The following is a 21,906-nucleotide window of genomic DNA, read 5'->3' on the forward strand; positions in this document are numbered from 1 at the left end:
TAAAACTCAGGCTTTTATTTTTTAATAGTGTGTTTTTTAAACCCATCCGCAAACTATTGCTCCCATAATGGTTAAGGTCAACGTCCAATAACCTGCATTTATAAAAATATATTTCCAGGATTTACGCTCAAACAAACCATTCATCCCAAATAATGGTAAGACAAAAAAGATTCCTGCCATTGCTCCATGTAAAGCTCCGTGACCAAATGTTCTGTGAGTGTTTCCATAATCTGCCATAAATGCTCCATATGATGGTAGCGCATTTTCAACTTCGGTACCAACCATTCCTAATGCTCCCATTTGATGAATCACCAAAAAATGAGTAAAGAACGAAAGTAAAATGGCAAGAAGCAATGACACGCCAAAAATAACAACCATATTTCCTCCTTTTATTTTCTCTTCTGTCATACCCGCTTCTTTCATCCATGCATTACCAAAAAGTATAGGATTATACCATAAAAACCCAACAATCGTTGGCACCAATGCAGCAACTAAGACTGCTAAAAAATTAAATTCCATGTGTTTTGATTTATTAGTTAGTATAATACAATGTACAAAAAAACCTCCAAGTTAGTTTTTTGGAGGTTTTGGTTTATTTATAATATGACCTGTTATAACTGATAATTTAGCATCAACTTTTCCGCTAAATATCCAAAGCTTCAGCAACTAATAATTCATTTTTATCGTCTTTTGCTTTGTTGATAAAATCATCAATAGCATCATTTCGTTCTAGACCATTTTTTAGTAACCGTTTTAATGCAATCAATACAGCGATACGAGTCCCTGCTTTTTTCAAAGCCGTCCCAAATAAAGGCTCTAATTCTTCATAAGAAACATCATTTGCTAATTCTTGTATCTCTGCTTTTACTTTTAATTGCTTTTCTTCAGGCAAGTTGGTGTATTTTTTTCCTAGTTGTTGAATCACACTTATTGCAGATCGCTTCTGTTGCGGCTTAGGTTGACTATTGGTTTTAGGATTAGCCTTTTGTTTGGCCCAACTATCCCTTAAACCAACTGTTTTATTAAATACTAACGCACCAGGTTTAGAATCATTATCAACATTAAAATAACCTAGGCGTTGAAACTGAAACTGCTCACCCACATTAACATCTACTAAACTTGGTTCTAAATATCCAGTTTTAATCGTTAAAGAATTTGGATTTATAAATCCCATGAAATCTTTATCTGCATGACCATCTGGTGCTTCGTCACTAAATAAACGATCATATTCTCTTATTTCAGCTTTAATTGCATGCTTTGTAGAGACCCAATGCAGCGTACCTTTTACTTTCTTTGACGTATCGGTATCATAAGTACAATGAATTTCTTTTATTTCACCGTTACTATCCTTAACAACGTTTTCGGCTTTTATGATAAAGGCATTTTTTAAACGCACTTCACCACCTAATTTTAATCTAAAAAACTTGTTACCAGCTTCTTCTTTAAAATCGTCTCGTTCTATGTAAATTTCTCTTGAAAAAGGCACCTTCCTAAATCCAGCAGATTCATCTTCAGGATTATTTTCTGCTTCTAACCATTCTTCTTTGTCTTCAGGATAATTTGTAATCACCACTTTAACTGGATCCAAAACTGCCATCACCCGGTTTGCGCTCTTGTTTAAATCTTCACGAATACAGAATTCAAGAAGTGATACATCAATAATATTTTCGCGTTTAGCAACACCTACTTTTTCTATAAACTGCCTGATAGAATTTGGAGTGTAACCTCGGCGTCTTAGACCAGAAATTGTAGGCATACGAGGATCATCCCAACCCGAAACCACACCTTCTTCTACTAGCTTGAGTAATTTACGCTTACTCATAATCGTATAACTAAGGTTTAAACGTGCAAATTCCCGCTGTTTTGGTGGCAAGGGGTATTTATCCTTGCTGTATTCGTATACGTGATCTCTAAACCAATTATAGAGCTTTCTGTGTGGTTTAAACTCTAAAGAACATAATGAATGTGAAATCTGTTCTAGGTAATCACTTTCACCATGTGTCCAATCATACATTGGGTATATACACCATTCGTCTCCTGTTCTATGGTGATGTGCATGTAGAATACGATACATAATTGGATCGCGCATCAGCATGTTTGGGTCTTCCATGTCAATTTTAGCACGCAGTACATGTGTACCAGCTTCAAATTCACCAGCTTTCATGCGCTGAAATAAATCTAGATTTTCTTCAACACTTCTATTTCTAAACGGGCTATTTGTGCCTACTTGTGTAGGAGTTCCTTTTTGCTCTGCCATAGCTTCTGAAGATTGGCTGTCTACATAGGCTTTGCCATCTTTTATCATTTTAACAGCCCAATCGTATAGCTTCTGAAAATAATCTGAAGAATACAATTCGTTTTCCCATCGATAACCTAGCCAAACGATATCGCGTTTAATTGCATCTACATATTCTTGCTCCTCTTTGATTGGATTGGTATCATCGAAACGAAGATTTACAGGTGCGTTGTACTTCTCACCCAGCCCAAAGCTGATTCCAATAGCCTTGGTGTGACCAATGTGCAAATACCCATTGGGTTCTGGTGGAAAACGAAAACGAAGCTTGTCTTTTGCTAAGCCGTTTTCTAAATCTTCTTCTATGATATGCTCAATAAAATTGAGTGATTTTGTTTCTTCAGACATATTATTAAAATAGACAACAAAGTTATTAAATATTAGTGTAATATATTTGCTTAAAACTAAATGCTTTGGGAGTTATAAAAGTTGAAAATATACGCATGTTTGCGCATCATGGTTGTTTAAAAGAAGAAACAGCTATTGGTAGTGATTATAGAGTAGATTTAGAAGTAAAAGCTGATTTATCTTCTTCAGCTGAATCGGATAATCTTAATGATACAGTAGACTATGTGTTTTTAAATAAGGTGGTTAGAGAAGAAATGCTTAAACCTTCAAAATTGCTTGAAACTGTTGCACAACGCATACTGAACAGAATTTTTAATGAAGATAAATTAGTGAGTAAAGCAATAGTTGCTGTTAGTAAAATTAATCCTCCGATTGGTGGTGATGTTGAAATGGTAACCATTAAAATCTCTCAAAAGCGAAAAAAGTAAAGCAATGTAGTTAGAAACCTATATTTTTTTTACATTTGCCATCGCAATAAGGTGTCGTGGCCGAGTGGCTAGGCAGTGGTCTGCAACACCATCTACAGCGGTTCGAATCCGCTCGACACCTCAAAAAAAGAGATACAAAAAAAGTATCTCTTTTTTATTTTAAATTTTAAGGCGATTTTTTAATTACTAAATAATCTAGTATTAGAATTATACATAACATTAGTGTTCCTAGCACGAATAGCAGGGAACCATAAGGCCAATGTTGTATTTTAAAAAGCAAACCAAATAGAAATGCGGTCAGTCCAATTAATAAGAGGGTGTAGTAAATTACTTTAACCAACCCTTTTTTCTTAAATTTTCTGTTTTTAAAATAGAAGATGCCTTCTTCTGCAAACCACCATATAAACAAAACTATTAAACAAATTTCTATAACATAAGGAATACTATAAAGGTGGAAAACATTTATTAAATAACTAATTACCCATAATGTAACCAAGCCTAACTTCACATAGTCTAAAGTTATTTTTGACTTCTTATTTAAAAACCTGATTATATACATTAGACCAATAGAAATGCCGCTAAAAAACATTAATTCTTTAGAATATGGCCAGTGCATTACTTTAAATAATGCTCCAATAATTAGTATAACAAGTGCTAATCTTAAAGGGAGTGTTAGTATTTTCTTATTCACTTCTTTCAAAGTATACTTAATCTAAAAGATTTTATAGGCCTTCGAGATATTCTACAAACTTTTTGACTGTTAATGGAGATTCAACTTTAACTTTATGTTCTTTTCTGTATTTTTTAATTTCCTTTTTATAATCTGTATAAACTTTTTTAAATTGATTTACAGTTTTAATTCTTGTTAGCGTATCGTCTTTTTTAATGAGATATTCAATATCTAAAGTTACTTTATACAGCTTTGGAAGCTCTATGTTATAAAGATTACCCTGATTTATTATTGCAGTTAATGCTTTAGAGGAAGATGTTTGTGAAGAACTACCATAACCATTTCTTCCTTCAGTTGATGTTGATAAATTACAGTTATACTCAACATATAATTCTATATCAGATTTTAATAAAAGTTCATAAAACTTGTCATCTTTTCTAAAAAACTTTTTGTCCGCTACATAAACTGTATCTATTTTAGTAATTATTGTTGAAGAAAGCCCTAATACCTCATCATCTTTTTTTAAGGCAAAATTATTAGCAAGAGCATTGTAATTTAAAACACCTGTTTGCTTTGAACCATCTTTCATTAGAATATATCCTGGTGCAAACTCACCTAAAACATAATGTTTTGATTGAGCTGATTCATCTTGTGAATATCCAGAATAAGTTAACATTACAAATACAATAATACTTAAGTGAAATTTCATAAAATCTTGTTTTAAGTTTTCTAAAATTAATCTAATGGATTTACTTTATCAATCTGTTGTTTACTCTTTTCATATAACTCTGGAAATAATCCTTGGGTAAGTAGCACAACTCCAAAACCAAGAATAACCAACGCTACAATTTTTTTTGTTTTAAATATACGTTTAGGTGTAAGCTTACTTCTTAAACGTTTTGCTGCAGCAATCTTAAAAATATCCGTTACTAAATATGAAATTAGCATCGTTGTAATAAAGATAACATCTCCGTTTTCTGAAGTTGTGATTGAGGTGCCGATAACTATAAATCCTAACCATCCCAAGAGAACACCAATATTGATAAAGTTGAGCAAAAACCCTTTAATAAAAAGTTTGCCGTAGTCTTTTTTTGGAAGCTCAATTCTATGGTGTTCTCTTACAATAGATCGAAAAGATTTTGAGGTTTTTATAAAACTAATTAGTCCATAAATAACAAGTAAAACACCACCAAAAACCAGTAGTTTAGGATCGTCCTTAATTTTATCTAAAAGTGTATCAGTACTTTTAAAAATTACTAAAATAAAAACGATATCAGCTAAGATTACACCTAAATCAAAAATTAAAGCACTTGTAAAACCTTTTGTTACACTAGTTTCTAATAGAACAAAAAAAACAGGACCAATTGTGAAGGCTAATATTATTCCAAAAGGAATGGCTGTTAAGATATCATCAAACATGTAAACTTATGGTTTACACAAATGTAATAAAACCAAATAAGAATTTACAGATGTATTTAAACAGCAACTTTTACTGCGGTTCCTGTTACAGAAACTATAGGATAGTTACTGGTTGTAAATTCAACTTCCACCTTAATTCCTACAACTGCATTTGCCTTAAGTTTCGAAGCATTATCTCTTAAATTTTGAAACGCTTCTTCTTTTATAGTTTCTATGCTGCCCTGTATTTTAGTATAGTATTTGGACATACTAAATCCCATAGCTAAGGTTTCTTTATTAATAGCTACGCCAGTAACAATACCTAAATAATCAATTATCTTATAACCTTCTATTGAATTTGTAGTTGTTAATATCACAGTGATTTATTTTTTAGATGTGCTTCCCATAGGTCTTGTGGGTTGTTTACAGATAATTCAACTTTACCACAAGAGCCACAGATTTTAGCTTTAAGTGCTCCTTTTTCAAATTTATTAAAAATTATATTATCTGTTTTTTGAATATGCACAGATAAATCTTTGCGCTGGTTACCATGTGCAAAATCTACAATTTTAACATCTTGCATAATTTTATTGGATCCACAAGCATTACAGGTATCTCTTTCCATAATTTAATATTTAAATTATTAGAGTGTAATTATTGAAAATTGTTACAAATTTTAAAAGCTTTTGTTTTGCTATAACAGATTATTCATTTATAATTCGAATACGCTTAGTCTGACAGTTTAGCATAACATAATATTTAATCTTCACTTGGCTTTCCAACCATATAGAAATCTAAATGTTTTTTCACTAAATCTGTATTTTTCACTTTTACGATAACCTCATCTCCAAGTTGATATGTTGTTTCTGTTTTTCTTCCAACCATAGCATATTGATCTTGGTCAAACTGGTAATGATCATCTTTCATATCTCTTACACTTACCATACCTTCACATTTATTAGATATAATTTCTACATAAATTCCCCAATCTGTTACGCCTGAAATCACCCCTAAAAATTCCTCATCTTGGTGATCTTGCATAAAGCGAATTTGCATGTATTTGATAGAATCGCGCTCTGCTTTAGTGGCAAGGTATTCCATATTACTAGAGTGTTTACATTTATCCTCGTAAATATCTTCGTTAGCGGATTTTTCTCCATCAAGATATTGTTGTAATAAGCGATGTGCCATTACATCTGGATAACGCCTAATTGGTGATGTAAAATGACTGTAATAATCGAAAGCTAAACCATAATGTCCTATGTTATGAGTAGTATACTCTGCTTTAGACATCGTCCTAATCGTTAGTGTATCTACTAAATTCTGTTCTTTCTTTCCTACAACATCTTTAAGTAAATTATTTAAAGATGATGCCACACTTCCTTTATCTCTAAAGTTAAGTTTGTGTCCAAAACGACTTACAACAGTTTGTAACTGAGCTAGCTTTGACTCATCTGGCTCATCGTGCACACGATATACAAATGTTTTTTGTGGTTTTTGCTTACCAACGAATTCAGATACTTTTCGGTTAGCTAATAACATAAATTCTTCAATCAGTTTATTAGCATCTTTACTGGTTTTAAAAAATACTCCAACAGGATTTGCTTCTTCATCTAAATTGAATTTTACCTCCACCTTATCGAAAGAAATCGCTCCTTCTCGCATACGTTGTGAACGCATTTTTTTAGCGAGTTCATCCATTTTTAGAATAGCATCAGCTATGGTCTGATCTGTTTTGTAAGCTTTTCCTGTTAATGAAACTTCTTGTGGAATTTCATTAGTTTTTGATTCTATTACAGCTTGTGCTTCTTCATAAGCAAAACGTGCGTCAGAATAGGTTACAGTTCTACCGAACCATTCGTTTTTAATTTCACACTTGTCATTCATTTGAAACACAGCAGAAAAAGTATACTTCTCTTCATGCGGACGTAGTGAACATGCTCCATTAGATAAACGCTCTGGTAACATTGGTACCACACGATCTACTAAATAAATAGAAGTAGCACGCTCATAAGCCTCATCATCTAAAACGGTTCCTGGTTGTACATAATGCGATACATCAGCAATATGAATTCCTATTTCATATAGACCATTATCTAATACTGTAAACGATAAGGCATCATCAAAATCTTTAGCATCTTTAGGATCTATAGTAAAGGTTAAATCTTTGCGCATATCTCGGCGCTTAGCAATTTCTTCTGGTTTTATTGATATATCTAAGTTATTAGCATACGTTTCTACATCGTGAGGAAAATCCATAGGTAAGCCATACTCTGCCATAATAGAATTAATCTCTGTACTATGATCTCCAGGTTTTCCTAAAACTTCTAAAACCTTACCATAAGGTGAGTCTGCCTTTTCTGGCCAATCGGTCAATGATACTAAAACCTTATCACCATCTTCAGCTTTTTTAGTTTTATTAATGGGTACAAAAATATCTTTGTACATCTTAGAACTATCTGGAACTACAAAAGCAAAGTTCTTTTTGTCTTGAATTTGAATCGTACCTACATATTCTGTTTTTGCACGCTTAATAATATTTGTAATTTCACCTTCTTGTTTTCCTCTTCGTTTACGTCTGTAGGCATAAAATTCTACTTCGTCACCGTCTAAAGCTTTATTAATATTATTAGATGCTATAAATACGTCTTCTTCAAAATCGTCTGAAATAATATAACCATTTCCTTTAGAGGAAAGGTCTAAAATACCTGTATGGTATTCTGTATTAACTATCGCTTTAAACTTGCCGCGTTCAACTTCTTCTATCTCTTGCTTCGCTTTGAGTTGCTGAAGTTTTTTTATAATCTGGTTGCGGCTACTAGCATCATTAACACCAAGTTTAGCAGCAATTTGTTTATAGTTAAAGGATTGGTTTCTGTCTTTTTTTAATATACTTAAGATTGTATTTGTAAGGTTGGAAATCTTATTATTTGATGATCTCCTTTTTTTCTTTTTTGTCATTTATTTGTAATCATATTCTTTTCCTAAAAGTGTTAGGAATTCTTCATTTTTAACTTAATATAGGTGGAAGTGAAGATATTAAGTTTATGCAAAGCTACGGTTTAATTATTTAATAGTGTTTAGCTTAAGTTAAATTAATGTAAAAGTGCTGTAAATAATACAGCACTTTTAATTTTATAAATCCTTCATTTTCTATTCTATAATCAACTTTTTAGAGCCTTTTCCTTTATTAGTTTCAATCTGAACAACATATAATCCAGCTGCTAATTTTGAAGAATTTATAGTGGTTTCTTTCGATGTTAATACTAATTGACCTAGATTATTATAAATACTTGCATTCCTTAGTTCTGCAGTAGTGTTTAATTGAATAGTAAATTGATTTTTAGCTGGATTTGGATAGAAGTTAAAACTAAAAATATCATTCTCAGTAATATTTAAATTAACCTGATCTATAATAGTCTGGATTTCTGAAGCTGTTGGATTATATTCATTTATAAAAATACCATTATCTAAAGCGATACTATAATTAATACCTTCAATTGCACCACTTACTCCATTAATACTATTTAATTGATTTGCAGTAATATTAACTTCATTATTATTACCAGTAATATCTTCAATTACTTCTAATAATACTTCTATACTAAAAACACGAACATGACCAGATCTAATACCATTTGCATTATCATTACCTGTAGCTCCAATAGCAACAATACTGCCATTTGAGGATAAGCCTACTGACCGACCTGACAAATCATATTCTGCTTCACCATGTATATCTGGTCCTATCTGAACCCAATTATCTGATTCATTCTTATAAATTCGTACAATGCCAGATGAACCATTCCAAATAGGATTATCATATGTTCCACCAATAGCAATAAGGTTACCTTCTGAGGATAAGCTTATAGAATAACCAAAATGGTCTCTTTCTAATTGACCATCTATATCTGAACCAACTTGAACCCAATTACCTGATTCATTCTTATAAATTCGTACATGACCAGAATTATAACCATTACCATCATTTTGCTCAGCACCTATAGCTATAATACTGCCGTCTGATGATAAACTTACTGACCAACCAGATCTATCAAAAAGATTCTCGCCGTCTATATCCGAACCTATCTGAACCCAATTACCAGATATATTTCTATAAACTCGCACATGACCTGGATTAGTTCCTGAATGTAATCCATAAGCATCATTGTGAATTGCCCCAATAGCAACAATACTGCCGTCGGAAGACAAGCTTACTGAATGTCCTGACCAATCACCAGCTGCTTCTCCGTCTATATCACCTCCTAACTGCGTCCAAACATTGTTTTGGTATTTATACACACGTACGTGACCTGAAGCATTTCCATTTCCGTTATTACTTCTAGCTCCAATAGCAACAATACTTCCATTAAAAGATAAACTTAATGAGATTCCTGAGCCGTCGTAAAAAGATTCTCCACTTATATTTGAACCAATCTGAACCCAATTATTAGATTGATTCTCATAGATACTTACATGACCTGAATCTAAACCATTAGCATCACTATTAACAGCACCAATAGCTACAATCCTTCCATCTGAAGACAAACTTACTGAATAACCAAACCAACCGCCTGTACCATCAATATCTGAACCTATCTGAACCCAGTTACCTGATTCATTTTTATAAACACGTACATGACCAGAGAAATTATTATTTTGTACAGAGCTAATTGCTACAATATTGCCATCAGAAGATAAACTTATTGAATGCCCAGAACGATCTTCTGCAGTTTCTCCATCAATATCTTGTCCTATTTGTATTTGACTAAAGCTTACAGAAGGAATTAAAATTAATACAAGCAATAGTTGTTTCATAACAGCTGATTATTAAAGACTTATATTACAATATAAAAAATAAAAACTTAACAATTAAATGATTACGATAACCTTCATTTAAAATAACATAAAATACACTTATCAACACATATATACATATCATCATTTTTCTTTTAAAATTTTAAAAATAAAATGATGGTTATTATAGTCTGTTAATAGTTGCTATAACTTTTTTGAATTTTGTTTTGAGAAGTTAGTTATCAGATTTACTTCATATATAGTTAACATTAGTTTTTTATTTAACTGCTTCATTTTAAAGGATATTTAATATTCTATACACAGTTGTTAATAACCGTTGTTAATAGAATTAACTGATATGTTTTTTATAAAAAACTGTTCATTTCTATATAAAGTCTGTTTATAAAATCACTCCAAAAAAAGGATTAAAAAATTAGGATAAATGAAATTGAATCTGGTTTGTAAAAATTATGATATAAACCTAATTTTAGTTTTAAAGATTTGTAAACAGTTATTAACAAGTAATGAGTATAGCTATTAACCGACTTTTATTATTTGTAACTTTGTAATTGTAAAATTAATAAGATTTCCGTGTACACGGAAACGATTTAAAATATTAAATAGATGACAATTTCAATAGGAAACGATCACGCTGGTCCAGATTACAAACAAGCAATACTAAAACACTTAGAATCTAAAGGACATTCGATAACAAATTATGGAACTGATACTTTAGATAGTGTGGATTATCCAGATTTTGTGCATCCTGTTGCTAAAGATGTTGATGACAATAAAGTAGATTTTGGTATATTAATTTGTGGTAGTGCTAATGGTGTGGCTATGACGGCAAATAAATACCAAAACGTTAGAGCTGGTGTGTGTTGGACGAGCGAGATTACAGAATTAACGCGTCTGCATAATAATGCAAATATTATTTGTATTCCAGCGCGTTTTACTTCTATACCTCAAGCTATAAAAATGGTGGATACTTTTTTAGAAACCAAATTTGAAGGTGGACGTCATCAAAACCGTGTAGATAAGATTCCGGTATCATGTTAATATATGGGTCATTCACATTCTCATAATCATTCACATTCTCACGACCTAAATAGTCGTAATCTTTTAATTTCAATTGTTTTAAATATAATTATTACAGCTGCTCAAGTTGTAGGTGGACTAATTTCTGGTAGTTTAGCATTACTTAGTGATGCGCTTCATAATTTTAGTGATGTTATATCATTAATTATTAGTTATGTAGCTAATAAATTAGTAAAACGAAAAGCATCTTTAAGTAGAACTTTCGGATATAAACGCGCAGAGATTTTAGCAGCTTTTATCAATGCCTCAACTTTAATCATAGTCGCCGTACTTCTTATTATCGAAGCTATAGAACGTTTTAAAAATCCACAAGAAATAGAATCTAATTTAGTGATTTGGCTATCTATAATCGCCATATTAGGGAATGGTTTTAGCGTACTATTATTAAAGCAAAATGCTGAAGATAACATGAATATGAAAAGTGCCTACCTTCATTTACTTACTGATATGATGGCGAGCGTAGCAGTTTTAGTTGGTGGTTTATTAATGAAATTTTATCAGATATGGTGGATAGATAGTGTGCTTACTTTCGCTATTGCATTATATCTAATTTGGATGGGTTTTGATTTACTAAAAGAGTCCACTAAAGTATTAATGCTGTTTACACCAGATGATATACCTGTGGATGAAATTGTAAAAGAAATAAATGCTTTTGAAGACATTAAAAATGTACATCATATTCATGTTTGGCAACTAAATGAAGCTGAAATTCATTTTGAAGCACATGTAGATTTTGAAACAGATATTACGCTCTCTGAATTCGATGATATATTAAATGAAATAGAAGACCTTCTTTACCATAAGTTTGAAATTAACCATATCAATATCCAACCAGAATTTGGTAAATGTGATGCTAAAGATGTTATAGTACAGGATTAAGTATGTTAAAAATAGAAGTAAAAACATTTAAAGAATTAAGTACTCAACAATTATATGATTTACTTCAGCTAAGAAGTGAAGTTTTTGTTGTAGAGCAAGATTGTGTTTACCAAGATATTGATGGAAAGGATCAAAAAGCACTTCATATTCTAGGGTATAAAGATGAACAACTAGTGGCTTATACCAGATTATTTCAACCAGGTGATTATTTTAAAGAAGCTAGTATTGGTAGAGTAGTGGTGAAGGAGGAAAAAAGACAATACAAATATGGTTATGATATAATGAAAGCATCAATTGAAGCCGTTAAAGATCATTATAATGAAACAAAAATTAAGATTTCTGCACAAACGTATTTGAAACGTTTTTATAACAATTTAGAATTTAGAGAAGTAGGTGAGGAATACTTAGAAGATGGTATTCCGCATATAGGAATGATAAGATCTTAATCAGATTTTTTGTAAACTTTAGTAACTAAAATTTCTACACGCCTATCTAATTCTGGTGCACCACCTAAAGGTTCTTTACGACGCATACCTACAAACTTCATTCGATAAGGTCTTACCCCTTTTTTAACAAGGTAATCATAGATATATTTTGCACGAGCTACAGATAAGTTTCTTTTCTTTGTTTTACGGTCAATAGCATCTCTTTCTCCCTGAGTACAACATACGTGGCCCTCTATAGTAAAGTAAATATTTGTACGTTCTGCTAGTATTTCTGCGATTTTATCTAACACAGGTTTAGAGTCTTTTACGAGGTAACTATATCCTGTTCTAAATAATAAGTTGTCTAGTAAAATTTTATCCCCTTCTTTTAAATCTCCTTTTAATAAACTTTCTGTATTATCTTCTTTTTCTTCTTTAGGTTTAGGGGGAAAAACAGGTTTTACTATAATTTCCACTTTACGGTTTAATCCTCTAATTTTATTTAAATCTTCTTCGTGTACGATATTTAATAAAATTTCACCTTTACCATCAACATTTGTTATTACAGACTCATCAAATTCGTTATTAGAAAAGACAGACTTAATAGCATCTGCACGTTGTTGAGAAAGAACTAGATTATAATTATCACTTCCTCTATCATCACAAAATCCGTATATAGAAATTTTTTCAATATCCATATTTTCTATTTCAGATAAAAAGAGTAATAACCTGCTGTGTTCGGTTTCAGGAATGTCGTGTTTGTCAGTATCAAAATACACTTCGTGTTTCAATTCTTCCTGAGAAAAAGCGAATTGGAAACTAAAGCATAAAAAAACAAGTAGGGCTTTCATGTGTAATTTTATATCAATTTTCTTGCCAATAGAAAATTTATGTGGTGATAAATATAAAAAAAATTAATTTTTATCTCAAAATACTGGCATATTGTGATGGGTTATTAAGGATACTCAACGCTTTTTTAATTTCAACATTATTAACTGTGTAATATGTATACAGACCTTCACTATAAAAATAACGCTTAATTATTTCATCAGTAATTAAAGCTTTTAATTGCGCTTTATTTTCATTTATAGCATTAGACTTATAGTTTTTTAGAGTGGTAATTAAATCATTGTATTCTGACTTTACAACACCATCTAATTCTTCTTCCTTAGCAACATTAATCGTTTTTTGTAAAGCTTTTTCTGTTTTTGTTTCAAAATTAAAACCAGTTGTCTTTAGATAAGTTTTAAACTTTTTAAAGTCCGAATCACTAAGTTTAAAACTCTTTAAGTCCTCTACTTTGTTGCTATAATAATAATTTGTTGCAAAGTTGAACACTAAATTTTCGTTTAAAATAGCTTTTGATATAGGTGTTTGTTTAGAAAACTCAACCTCAACATCTGGTTGTACACCACCACCATCAAACACATCTCTGCCGTTTCTGGTTTTAAATGCGGTGTAATTTTCTTGTTTTGTTCTTGTGGCTTTTCCATTTTCGTCCCTGTTCCAATAATCTAACGCTTGGATACAACGACCAGAAGGAGTATAATATCTAGAAATTGTAATTTTCATTTGTGTGCCATAGGTTAAAGGCTTTGGTCTTTGTACCAATCCTTTACCAAAACTACGAGTACCAACCACAACAGCTCTATCTACATCTTGTAATGCACCAGAAACTATTTCGCTTGCAGAAGCGCTACTGCCATCTACCAATACTACTAAAGGTATTTCTGTATCTACTGGGTCGCGTTTAGTATAATAGGTTTTATTGTATTTTTTAACTTTAGATTTAGTAGTTACTACTAATTGGTTTTGAGGCACAAAAATATTAGTGACGTTAACAGCTTCATTTAGTAAACCTCCTGGATTACCTCTAAGATCTAAAATCAATTGCGTTGCTCCTTGATTTTTTAAAGCTCTAAGCGCACTTATGGTCTCAGCAGAAGCTTTATTATTAAATTTTCTAAGTACTATATAGCCTGTTTTATCATCGACCATAGAATAATGTGGTACAGCCTTTATTTCTAAAGATTCTCTTGTAATTTTTACAGTATTGGTTTTCCCCTGTCTGTTATAAGTTACGGTAACCTCTGTGCCTGCAGCACCTTGTAATAAATTTGCAGCATCATCTTTAAAATCTGCTACGTTCACTTTATCTACTTTTATAATTTCGTCACCAGCTTTTAATCCAGCTTTATCTGCGGCATAATTCTTATATGGTTCTACAATGACTAATTTATCTTTTAAGGTTAATACTTTTGCTCCAATTCCTGTGTAATCTCCAGCATTATTAATTCTAGCTGCTTCTACATCTTGTTCATTATAGAATTGTGTGTAAGGGTCTAAATCATCTAACATGCTTTTTATTGCTGTGTCCATTAAATCACCAGGATTAGTGTCATCAACGTAATTCATGTTTATTTCCTTAAAAAGAGTGGTGAAGATTTCTATTTGCTTCGCTATTTCAAAGAAGTCATTTTTAAAAGCTGTAGTGCTAAAGAATATAATAACTGCTAAAGCAGGAATAGCAATTTTTTTATGTAGTAGTTTTTTCATTTTTCAGAAGTTTTTTGGATAAATTTCTCAAACAACAATTTCATACTGGTGTTTATTTTATCAAAAGTTGTTCCATCTTTACTAAGGTACAAAATCATAAACGCATAAGATGCAGAACTATTGTTAAAGTATAAGGGTTTATTAAGCCTGTAAGCTTCTCTAAGAATACGTTTTATTCTATTTCTTGTAACCGCTGTTTTGTGAAGTCGCTTACTAACAGTAACTCCAGTTTTTAAGTTGACAGCATTTTCAAATTCAGTTTTAAGGTAAATAAGACGCAATGGAAAAACTGTAATCGCTTTCCCCTCATTAAACAGCTGCTCAATGTGTTTTTTGCTTTTTAGCTTATCTTTTTTACCGTATTTAAATGACATTTTATATTCTTAAAGGATGTAAATTTAGAATAGTATTTTACTTTACCAAAGCACCACTATATAATCATCATGACAAAAGTCATACTTTAAATCTTTAACAAATAGTACCTTACATAGATTAACTATTATTTTGTAGTAAATATGGGACATTTAGATGTTAAACAACTTAAAAGCCCTAAAGATAAAGCATTATATATACACCATCTTGTAAAAGATCTTGAAGCTTTAGATATAATGCTAAAAAGAGGATTAATTGAAAAGGAACCTATTAGAATTGGTGCCGAGCAAGAGTTTTGCGTTACCCAAAAAGACTTCTTCCCCAACAACAATAGTATTGAAGTTTTAGAGGCTATAAATGACGACCATTTTACTACCGAAATAGGAAAATATAATCTCGAAATTAATTCAGATCCTTTAGAGTTAAGAGATAATTGTTTTTCTCAACTGCACCTTCAATTTAAAAAACTTCTAGAAAAAGGATTAGAAGTAGCAAAAACTAAGGACTCAAAAATTGTACTAACAGGCATACTACCTACTTTAAGGCTGAAGCACATAAAGGATGATTACATGACAGACAAAGCAAGGTATCATGTGCTTAATAATGCCTTAAAATCGTCGAGAAGAGAGGATTTTAATATTCACATAAAAGGGGTTGACGAATTAAATCTTATACACGATTGCGTAATGTTAGAAGCATGCAATACGAGTTTTCAAACACACCTACAGATTAATCCAGATGAGTTTGTGGACAAATACAACTGGGCACAAGCTATTTCGGGTCCGGTTTTAAGTAGCTGTGTAAATTCCCCTATTTTATTTGGACGAGAACTGTGGGCAGAAACCAGAATAGCACTTTTCACACAAAGCATTGATACCCGAAGAAATTCTTTCATACACAACGAAAAACAATCGCGTGTGAGTTTTGGTGCTGACTGGGAAAAAGGCACTGTGACAGATATTTTTAGAGATCACATTTCAAGATTTAGAAGTCTTTTGACTTCTGATGAGCATGACGATAGTTTAGAAAAACTAGAAAAAGGAGAGATTCCTAAACTCAGAGCACTACAATTGCATAATGGTACAGTTTATAAGTGGAATCGTGTTTGTTATGGTGTTGGAGGCGGAAAGCCGCATCTTAGAATTGAGTGTCGTTACATTCCTTCTGGACCAACACTTACCGATGAAATTGCCAATATGGTTTTTTGGGTAGGCTTAATGCTTGGCCAGCCAGAGAAATACAAAAAAATTCAAGAAAAAATGGACTTTAAAGATGTAAAAAACAATTTCTTTAAGGCAGCTAGAAACGGAATGGAAACCCAATTTAAATGGAATAACCAACTTATATCTCCGAAAGCATTAATTATAGAAGAATTTTTACCAATCGCCGAAAAAGGATTAACTAAAGCTAACATAGACAAAGCAGACATCGACAAATATCTTTCAATAATTAGAAAACGCGTTAACTCTAATAATGGATCTCAATGGATGGTTGAAAATTACAGGAATCTTCAAAAAACGAAAACTAATTTTGAAGCCTTACAAAATATTTCTGCATATATGTATAAGCACCAACTCAAAGATAAAACGGTTGATGAATGGGAATTATTTAATCCTGATGAAAATTTAAAGATAGACGTGAGCCGCATAGTTAAGCACAATATGAACACAAAAATGCTTTTAGTAGACCAAAAGGATAGTTTAGAATTGGTCAGTAATATTATGAAATGGAAAAACATCCACCATTTACCAGTTATAAATAAGGAAAAAGAATTAACTGGCTTATTGACATGGACAGATTTAATAAAGCTAGGAGATAAGGACTTACATTTATGTGTAAAGGACGTTATGACAAAGAACCTAATAACCATATCACAGGAAGCGCCTTTAGAAGAAGCTGAAAAAATTATGAAAGCCCATAAAATTAATTGCTTACCTGTAGTTAGAAATAAAGAACTACTAGGTATTCTAACTACGAGCGATTTATAAAAATGACAGAAACTAGTCTTAAGACATATAAGAAACAAACTGAAGCAACAAATCGAATTTTTCACCATATCGTTGGAGAACATCCTGGATCTACTATGGTTTTTTTTGGAGGAATACATGGTAATGAATATGCCGGAGTTAAGGCCTTAGATAGTGTCTTAAAAAACATTAATACCAAAGAGGTGTATGGTGAAATTTATGGTGTTTATGGCAACATAAAAGCATTAGAACAAAATAAGCGATTTCTAAAGTCTGATCTCAACAGAATGTGGACATTGAAGCAACTAAAAGCATTAAAACACAATGTAGAATTAAACGAGGAGGAACAAGAGCAAGAGGAGCTTTTTTATTTTTTAAACAAGCTTTTAGCCAAAACAAAAAGCCCTCTTTACTTTATAGATCTTCACACCACATCAAGCAAGTCGCTTCCTTTTATTACTATTAACGACGCTTTAATTAACAGAAAGTTTTCTAGCTGTTTTCCTGTTCCGATCGTCCTAGGTATAGAGGAGTATTTGGAAGGCCCTCTCTTAAGTTATCTTAATACTTTAGGTTATGTATCTCTTGGTTTTGAATCTGGTCAACACACAGATCCCAGCGCAATTACTAATTGTGAGGCATTTATACACTTGGCGCTTAAAAACGCAGGGAATTTAAAATCTACAGATGCAAAACGCCATGAAAACGAACTAATAAAAGCCACTAAAAAAGTATCCTCAATTTTTGAGGTTATTTATAAATATCACATAAAACCCAAAGAAGATTTTGCAATGGAGAATGGGTTCGAAAGTTTTCAAAATATAAAAAAAGGAGCACTACTCGCAATAACCGACGGCATAAAGATATATTCAGATTATAACGCTAAATTATTTATGCCTCTATATCAAAAGTCTGGCAATGACGGCTTCTTTATTATAAGATCAATTCCACGATTTTACCTTAAGCTGTCTGAGCTATTAAGAAAAATACATGCAGACAATTTGTTAACTGTGCTTCCGGGAATTTCGTGGCACAATAAAAACTCAGGAGTTTTAAAGGCAAACCTAAAGGTGACACGTTTTATGGCCAAGTCTATTTTTCATCTGTTTGGTTATAGGAACAAACAAGTTGATAAAACACATTTACTATTATATAATCGAGAGCGTGTTTCTAAAAATGAGATGTATAAGAATGAACAATGGTATTAAAGCGAAAACCCCATCAACTTGATGGGGTTTTCAGTGTTTGAATTTCAACAGCCTATTCTAAAGTTAATGTATTATTCTCGCGTTTAACATCAGCCATCATCTGGGTACTATCAATTTCTACAGATTTCACAGTTTTGTTAGCTTCAAAAGTATAGGTTGGCATCGCCCAAGCCCAATCATTAATTATAGTTGCTGAGGTTGGTTTTTCACCTCGCATCATTTGTAGAGGAATATAAAATTCTTCAGTAGAACCATCCGCATATGTTACAGAAAGATCAATAGGCATAGGCATTAGACCAATACGCTCTAAGGTTATGGATTTTCCCTCAACAGCTTTTACACCATAATCTATGGTGTTTGTGGTTTGTGCAAAATCAATTAAATACCAATCGAGTTCTAAATCCGTTATACGTTCAGCTGTTCTAACAATATCCATTGGCTTAGGGTGCTTAAAAGAAAAATCAGTAAAGTATTTTTTAATAGTCTCTTTTAAGTTGCCCTCACCTATAACATAACCTAATTGCGCCATAAAAACAGCCCCTTTACTATATGCTGAAGCTCCATAGGCTCGGTTATACGTGTAGCGATCCGCATGTGTGGTTAAAGGTTGTTCCACACCAGAGTTTGCTAAACCAATATAGCCTCTGTAAGAACCAGTGAAAGGATTATCTCTAGGTTCTTCTCTTAAAGAATTCATTGCTAAAGCAGAAATATAACTAGTAAACCCTTCATCCATCCATTCGTGTTTGGCCTCATTGGTTGCCAATAGAAACTGAAACCAAGTATGTGCCAATTCGTGCGCTGTAACACCTACTAAACTGTTAAATCTACGTTGACCAGTTATAAGAGTGCTCATGGCATATTCCATGCCGCCATCGCCACCTTGAATTATTGAGTATTGCTCGTAAGGATATTTGCCAACATGCTCACTAAAGAACTGCATTAATTTAACGGTTTCTGGCTGTAAATTTTTCCAATTGTCCAGATATTTTTGTTCTAAATCTTTTTTGTAATAAAAGTGAAGCATTGGACCATTAGGTACCTGCATGGTATCATGAAGAAAACCTGGATCTGCGGCCCAAGCAAAATCATGAACTTTTGGAGCTTTAAAATGAATGGTTTTCTTTCCCCCTTTAATTCTTGGTTCACCTTGTTGATAACCCGTGCCACCAACCACGTAATTTTTATCTATAGTAAGCTTTACATCAAAATCTCCCCAAACACCATGAAACTCTCTTCCTATGTATGGATCAGCGTGCCAACCTTCATCATCGTATTCAGCTAATTTAGGATACCATTGTGTCATGGATAATGCCACACCTTCTGCATTGTTTCTTCCAGAGCGACGAATTTGAATAGGGACTTGAGCTTTGAAAAGCATATCAAAAGTCACCTTCTCACCGGGTTGAATAGGCTTGTTTAATTTCACCTCTAAAACCGTTCCGACAGTTTCATAAGAAATAGATTCTCCGTTTTGTTTTAATGAATTAACCTTAATATATCCTATTTCATTTGGCTGTAATTTACTTATGCGGTCACCAATTTTTGGACTAGGATCTTTAATAGTACGTGAACGCACATCCATTTCACTACCTGGTTGAAAAGCATTAAAATATAAATGGTAATACACACGATTAAGAACATCTGGGGAATTATTGGTGTAGACTAATTTTTGTTTCCCATCATATTGAAATGTGTTCACATCCATATCAATTTCCATACTATAATCAACATTTTGTTGCCAATACGAGTCGTTTGCTTTGGTTGTGGGTTTTGTGTTTTGAGATGGTTTTTCTGTTGCTCCACAAGAAAGTGCAAAGACAAAAACAGAAAAACTTAAAAGAAATTTCTTCATGTTTATTTTAATTTTGAAGCCATAATTAAGGCGTTGTAGGCGTTAGCAATTTTACCAGATTTTGATAATTCTGAAAACGGTTTAACGTTAGAGGCATCTCCACCTACAACTACTTTTGTTGTTAATGGCAGTCCTGAATCTAAAATAACTTGCTTTACCTGTGCCGCACTTAAATTAGGATATTGCGAGCGAATTAAAGCTGCTATACCAGCAACACCTGGTGCTGCCATTGAAGTTCCACTGTTAGCCTCGTATTCATTTTCTGGGACTGTAGAATAAATTTCAGATCCTGGTGCAAAAACATCTACATTTTTATTACCGTAATTAGAAAAACTAGACACCATTTTAGAACCATATTTAGGAGCTAATGAGCCCACTCTTATATAGGTGTCTGATACTTCAACATAATTGACATTATCATCCGGAAAATTAGGCTCAGTATCTACATTTTTACTATCGTTTCCAGCCGCATGAACAAAAATAACATCGTTATCTGATGCGTATTTAATAGCTTCTCTTACCCAATCCGCATGAGGTGAAAAAGACTTCCCGAAACTTCCATTAATTACTTTAGCTCCATTATCTACAGCATATCTGATGGCTAAAGCAACATCTTTGTCGTACTCATCTCCATTAGGAACCGTTCTAATGGCCATAATTTCAACATTATTAGCAACACCATTTGCACCTTTGCCATTGTTACGTTCTGCAGCAATAATACCAGCAACGTGCGTTCCATGGGCCTCATCTTTCTTTAAAGGTTTAACATTTCCGTTTCCATAACCAGTATCAGACAGGTTATTAATATCATCACCAGTTTTACGACCAGAAAAGCTTTTATTTAGGTTAAAGTTTAAACGCTCGTTGATTTGTACAAGAATATCATTTATTTCTGAAGTAGCTTCAGTTAAAGTCGCGCCATTAGCATTTACATTTTGAGCAATTTGAACCGCTTGAAGCAATGTCTGGTCTTCAGTTTTTATGGCATTCACTTCTTTGATGGTGTAATCTTTTTTGCCAAGATGTTTAGCTAATGTTTCATCTGCATTTTTAATAACCTGAGCTATTTGGTCATATTGGGTCTTACGACCCGTCCACAATTGGTACTCCTCATCATATTTTGATTGAGCTGCCACATAATTTGGATTAGAAGTGTTTCCACTTGCAAGAATTCTTACATATTCCAATTGCTCATCATAAGCATCACCAAGAAAATTCCAGCCATGAATATCATCTATATACCCATTCTTATCATCATCTTTTCCGTTGTTAGGAATTTCATCCTTGTTGGTCCAAATAACATCATCTAAGTCTTCATGATCTATATCAATTCCAGAATCAATTACGGCAACAATCACTTTCTTTCCTTTTTTATTTTTAATCAGCTCGGCATAAGCTCTATCTACAGCCATACCAGGAATAGTATCTTTTTCGAGATCTAAATGTCCCCAATTATTCTTTTCTGCTTCAGTTAGTTCTGTAACTTTTAAGGGCGAAGTATCTATGTTTTCTATAGGTGTAGAAAGTATGTCTGCTGTTGAGCCACAAGCGACAAATAGGGTTGCGGCAAAACTTAGGTATATTATTGGGTTGTAATTAAATTTCATGTTTT

Annotated in this window: 20 protein-coding genes and 1 tRNA gene; 7 read left to right on the top strand and 14 right to left on the bottom strand. The window is 32.5% G+C overall.

Annotation, left to right across the window (positions count from 1 at the left end; translation table 11 throughout):
* Positions 1-36 precede the first annotated feature (36 nt).
* On the bottom strand, positions 37-519 hold the full coding sequence (locus Q0822_RS05705; RefSeq protein ID WP_299121289.1) for a DUF1761 domain-containing protein: 483 nt from the start codon (positions 517-519) through the stop codon (positions 37-39).
* A gap of 124 nt (positions 520-643) precedes the next feature.
* A complete protein-coding gene (locus tag Q0822_RS05710) occupies positions 644-2,641 on the bottom strand; it encodes a glutamine--tRNA ligase/YqeY domain fusion protein (RefSeq protein ID WP_299121291.1) in 1,998 nt (665 codons plus the stop codon).
* A gap of 65 nt (positions 2,642-2,706) precedes the next feature.
* Between Q0822_RS05710 and folB the strand changes: the two genes are divergently transcribed.
* Together folB and Q0822_RS05720 are read left to right on the top strand one after the other, a co-directional pair.
* Positions 2,707-3,069: a dihydroneopterin aldolase gene (gene folB, locus Q0822_RS05715; protein ID WP_299121293.1), complete on the top strand. Its 363-nt coding sequence runs from the start codon at positions 2,707-2,709 to the stop codon at positions 3,067-3,069.
* A gap of 50 nt (positions 3,070-3,119) precedes the next feature.
* Positions 3,120-3,190, top strand: a tRNA-Cys gene (locus Q0822_RS05720).
* Between the two features lie 45 nt (positions 3,191-3,235).
* Here Q0822_RS05720 and Q0822_RS05725 read toward each other — a convergent pair.
* The 7 genes from Q0822_RS05725 to Q0822_RS05755 all read right to left on the bottom strand — a co-directional run bounded on the left by Q0822_RS05725 (position 3,236) and on the right by Q0822_RS05755 (position 9,955).
* Positions 3,236-3,760: a hypothetical protein gene (locus Q0822_RS05725; RefSeq protein WP_299121296.1), complete on the bottom strand. Its 525-nt coding sequence runs from the start codon at positions 3,758-3,760 to the stop codon at positions 3,236-3,238.
* Positions 3,761-3,791: 31 nt separating this feature from the next.
* On the bottom strand, positions 3,792-4,448 hold the full coding sequence (locus Q0822_RS05730; RefSeq protein WP_299121299.1) for a hypothetical protein: 657 nt from the start codon (positions 4,446-4,448) through the stop codon (positions 3,792-3,794).
* A gap of 26 nt (positions 4,449-4,474) precedes the next feature.
* The gene (locus Q0822_RS05735; RefSeq protein ID WP_299121304.1) at positions 4,475-5,158 is read right to left on the bottom strand and encodes a LysE family transporter; all 684 of its coding nucleotides are present in this window, start codon (positions 5,156-5,158) and stop codon (positions 4,475-4,477) included.
* A 56-nt stretch (positions 5,159-5,214) separates the two neighbouring features.
* A complete protein-coding gene (locus tag Q0822_RS05740) occupies positions 5,215-5,514 on the bottom strand; it encodes a heavy metal-binding domain-containing protein (protein WP_299121307.1) in 300 nt (99 codons plus the stop codon).
* Complete coding sequence (locus tag Q0822_RS05745) at positions 5,511-5,762, bottom strand: hypothetical protein (protein ID WP_299121309.1); 252 nt, start codon at positions 5,760-5,762, stop codon at positions 5,511-5,513. Before Q0822_RS05745 ends, Q0822_RS05740 begins: the two co-directional genes overlap by 4 nt.
* A gap of 134 nt (positions 5,763-5,896) precedes the next feature.
* Positions 5,897-8,098, bottom strand: coding sequence for a ribonuclease R (rnr, locus tag Q0822_RS05750; protein ID WP_299121311.1), 2,202 nt, complete (start codon positions 8,096-8,098; stop codon positions 5,897-5,899).
* Between the two features lie 192 nt (positions 8,099-8,290).
* Entirely contained in the window at positions 8,291-9,955 is a 1,665-nt protein-coding gene (locus Q0822_RS05755; protein WP_299121313.1) for a T9SS type A sorting domain-containing protein, read from the bottom strand.
* 603 nt (positions 9,956-10,558) lie between these two features.
* On the opposite strand from Q0822_RS05755, the gene rpiB reads away from it, so the two are divergent.
* From rpiB to Q0822_RS05770, 3 genes are read left to right on the top strand one after another with little or no spacing between them, the layout of a single operon-like run.
* Positions 10,559-10,993 (top strand): ribose 5-phosphate isomerase B, encoded by a 435-nt coding sequence (gene rpiB / locus Q0822_RS05760; RefSeq protein WP_299121316.1) that lies wholly within the window; start codon positions 10,559-10,561, stop codon positions 10,991-10,993.
* A 3-nt stretch (positions 10,994-10,996) separates the two neighbouring features.
* On the top strand, positions 10,997-11,911 hold the full coding sequence (locus Q0822_RS05765) for a cation diffusion facilitator family transporter (protein WP_299121319.1): 915 nt from the start codon (positions 10,997-10,999) through the stop codon (positions 11,909-11,911).
* A gap of 2 nt (positions 11,912-11,913) precedes the next feature.
* Complete coding sequence (locus tag Q0822_RS05770) at positions 11,914-12,357, top strand: GNAT family N-acetyltransferase (RefSeq protein WP_299121322.1); 444 nt, start codon at positions 11,914-11,916, stop codon at positions 12,355-12,357.
* Here Q0822_RS05770 and Q0822_RS05775 read toward each other — a convergent pair.
* From Q0822_RS05775 to rnpA, 3 genes are all read right to left on the bottom strand, one after another.
* Entirely contained in the window at positions 12,354-13,187 is an 834-nt protein-coding gene (locus Q0822_RS05775; RefSeq protein ID WP_299121324.1) for an OmpA family protein, read from the bottom strand. The genes Q0822_RS05770 and Q0822_RS05775 overlap by 4 nt on opposite strands.
* 70 nt (positions 13,188-13,257) lie before the next feature.
* Complete coding sequence (locus tag Q0822_RS05780) at positions 13,258-14,892, bottom strand: S41 family peptidase (protein WP_299121326.1); 1,635 nt, start codon at positions 14,890-14,892, stop codon at positions 13,258-13,260.
* Positions 14,889-15,266: a ribonuclease P protein component gene (gene rnpA / locus Q0822_RS05785; protein WP_299121327.1), complete on the bottom strand. Its 378-nt coding sequence runs from the start codon at positions 15,264-15,266 to the stop codon at positions 14,889-14,891. Before rnpA ends, Q0822_RS05780 begins: the two co-directional genes overlap by 4 nt.
* 141 nt (positions 15,267-15,407) lie before the next feature.
* On the opposite strand from rnpA, the gene Q0822_RS05790 reads away from it, so the two are divergent.
* Positions 15,408-17,252 carry a CBS domain-containing protein gene (locus Q0822_RS05790; RefSeq protein ID WP_299121329.1) on the top strand — a complete coding sequence of 615 codons (1,845 nt, stop codon included), beginning with the start codon at positions 15,408-15,410 and terminating at the stop codon, positions 17,250-17,252.
* 2 nt (positions 17,253-17,254) lie between these two features.
* The gene (locus Q0822_RS05795) at positions 17,255-18,439 is read left to right on the top strand and encodes a succinylglutamate desuccinylase/aspartoacylase family protein (RefSeq protein WP_299121332.1); all 1,185 of its coding nucleotides are present in this window, start codon (positions 17,255-17,257) and stop codon (positions 18,437-18,439) included.
* 52 nt (positions 18,440-18,491) lie between these two features.
* On the opposite strand, the gene Q0822_RS05800 is transcribed toward Q0822_RS05795, so the two are convergent.
* Together Q0822_RS05800 and Q0822_RS05805 are read right to left on the bottom strand one after the other, a co-directional pair.
* Positions 18,492-20,294 (bottom strand): M1 family metallopeptidase, encoded by a 1,803-nt coding sequence (locus Q0822_RS05800; RefSeq protein ID WP_299121335.1) that lies wholly within the window; start codon positions 20,292-20,294, stop codon positions 18,492-18,494.
* A gap of 2 nt (positions 20,295-20,296) precedes the next feature.
* Entirely contained in the window at positions 20,297-21,901 is a 1,605-nt protein-coding gene (locus tag Q0822_RS05805; RefSeq protein ID WP_299121339.1) for a S8 family peptidase, read from the bottom strand.
* Positions 21,902-21,906 lie beyond the last annotated feature (5 nt).

Origin of the sequence: uncultured Winogradskyella sp. (assembly GCF_947496485.1) — a bacterium.
Taxonomy (GTDB): Bacteria; Bacteroidota; Bacteroidia; order Flavobacteriales; family Flavobacteriaceae; genus Winogradskyella.

Bases quoted from the DNA above. Each gene is read 5' to 3' on its own strand.
- Q0822_RS05795 (WP_299121332.1), top strand. From the start codon at position 17,255: ATGACAGAAACTAGTCTTAAGACATATAAGAAACAAACTGAAGCAACA.
- Q0822_RS05710 (WP_299121291.1), bottom strand. From the start codon at position 2,641: ATGTCTGAAGAAACAAAATCACTCAATTTTATTGAGCATATCATAGAA.
- Q0822_RS05775 (WP_299121324.1), bottom strand. From the start codon at position 13,187: ATGAAAGCCCTACTTGTTTTTTTATGCTTTAGTTTCCAATTCGCTTTT.
- rnr (WP_299121311.1), bottom strand. From the start codon at position 8,098: ATGACAAAAAAGAAAAAAAGGAGATCATCAAATAATAAGATTTCCAAC.
- Q0822_RS05730 (WP_299121299.1), bottom strand. From the start codon at position 4,448: ATGAAATTTCACTTAAGTATTATTGTATTTGTAATGTTAACTTATTCT.
- Q0822_RS05745 (WP_299121309.1), bottom strand. From the start codon at position 5,762: ATGGAAAGAGATACCTGTAATGCTTGTGGATCCAATAAAATTATGCAA.
- Q0822_RS05755 (WP_299121313.1), bottom strand. From the start codon at position 9,955: ATGAAACAACTATTGCTTGTATTAATTTTAATTCCTTCTGTAAGCTTT.
- Q0822_RS05705 (WP_299121289.1), bottom strand. From the start codon at position 519: ATGGAATTTAATTTTTTAGCAGTCTTAGTTGCTGCATTGGTGCCAACG.
- Q0822_RS05770 (WP_299121322.1), top strand. From the start codon at position 11,914: ATGTTAAAAATAGAAGTAAAAACATTTAAAGAATTAAGTACTCAACAA.
- Q0822_RS05780 (WP_299121326.1), bottom strand. From the start codon at position 14,892: ATGAAAAAACTACTACATAAAAAAATTGCTATTCCTGCTTTAGCAGTT.
- rpiB (WP_299121316.1), top strand. From the start codon at position 10,559: ATGACAATTTCAATAGGAAACGATCACGCTGGTCCAGATTACAAACAA.
- Q0822_RS05765 (WP_299121319.1), top strand. From the start codon at position 10,997: ATGGGTCATTCACATTCTCATAATCATTCACATTCTCACGACCTAAAT.
- Q0822_RS05800 (WP_299121335.1), bottom strand. From the start codon at position 20,294: ATGAAGAAATTTCTTTTAAGTTTTTCTGTTTTTGTCTTTGCACTTTCT.
- Q0822_RS05790 (WP_299121329.1), top strand. From the start codon at position 15,408: ATGGGACATTTAGATGTTAAACAACTTAAAAGCCCTAAAGATAAAGCA.
- Q0822_RS05805 (WP_299121339.1), bottom strand. From the start codon at position 21,901: ATGAAATTTAATTACAACCCAATAATATACCTAAGTTTTGCCGCAACC.
- Q0822_RS05735 (WP_299121304.1), bottom strand. From the start codon at position 5,158: ATGTTTGATGATATCTTAACAGCCATTCCTTTTGGAATAATATTAGCC.
- rnpA (WP_299121327.1), bottom strand. From the start codon at position 15,266: ATGTCATTTAAATACGGTAAAAAAGATAAGCTAAAAAGCAAAAAACAC.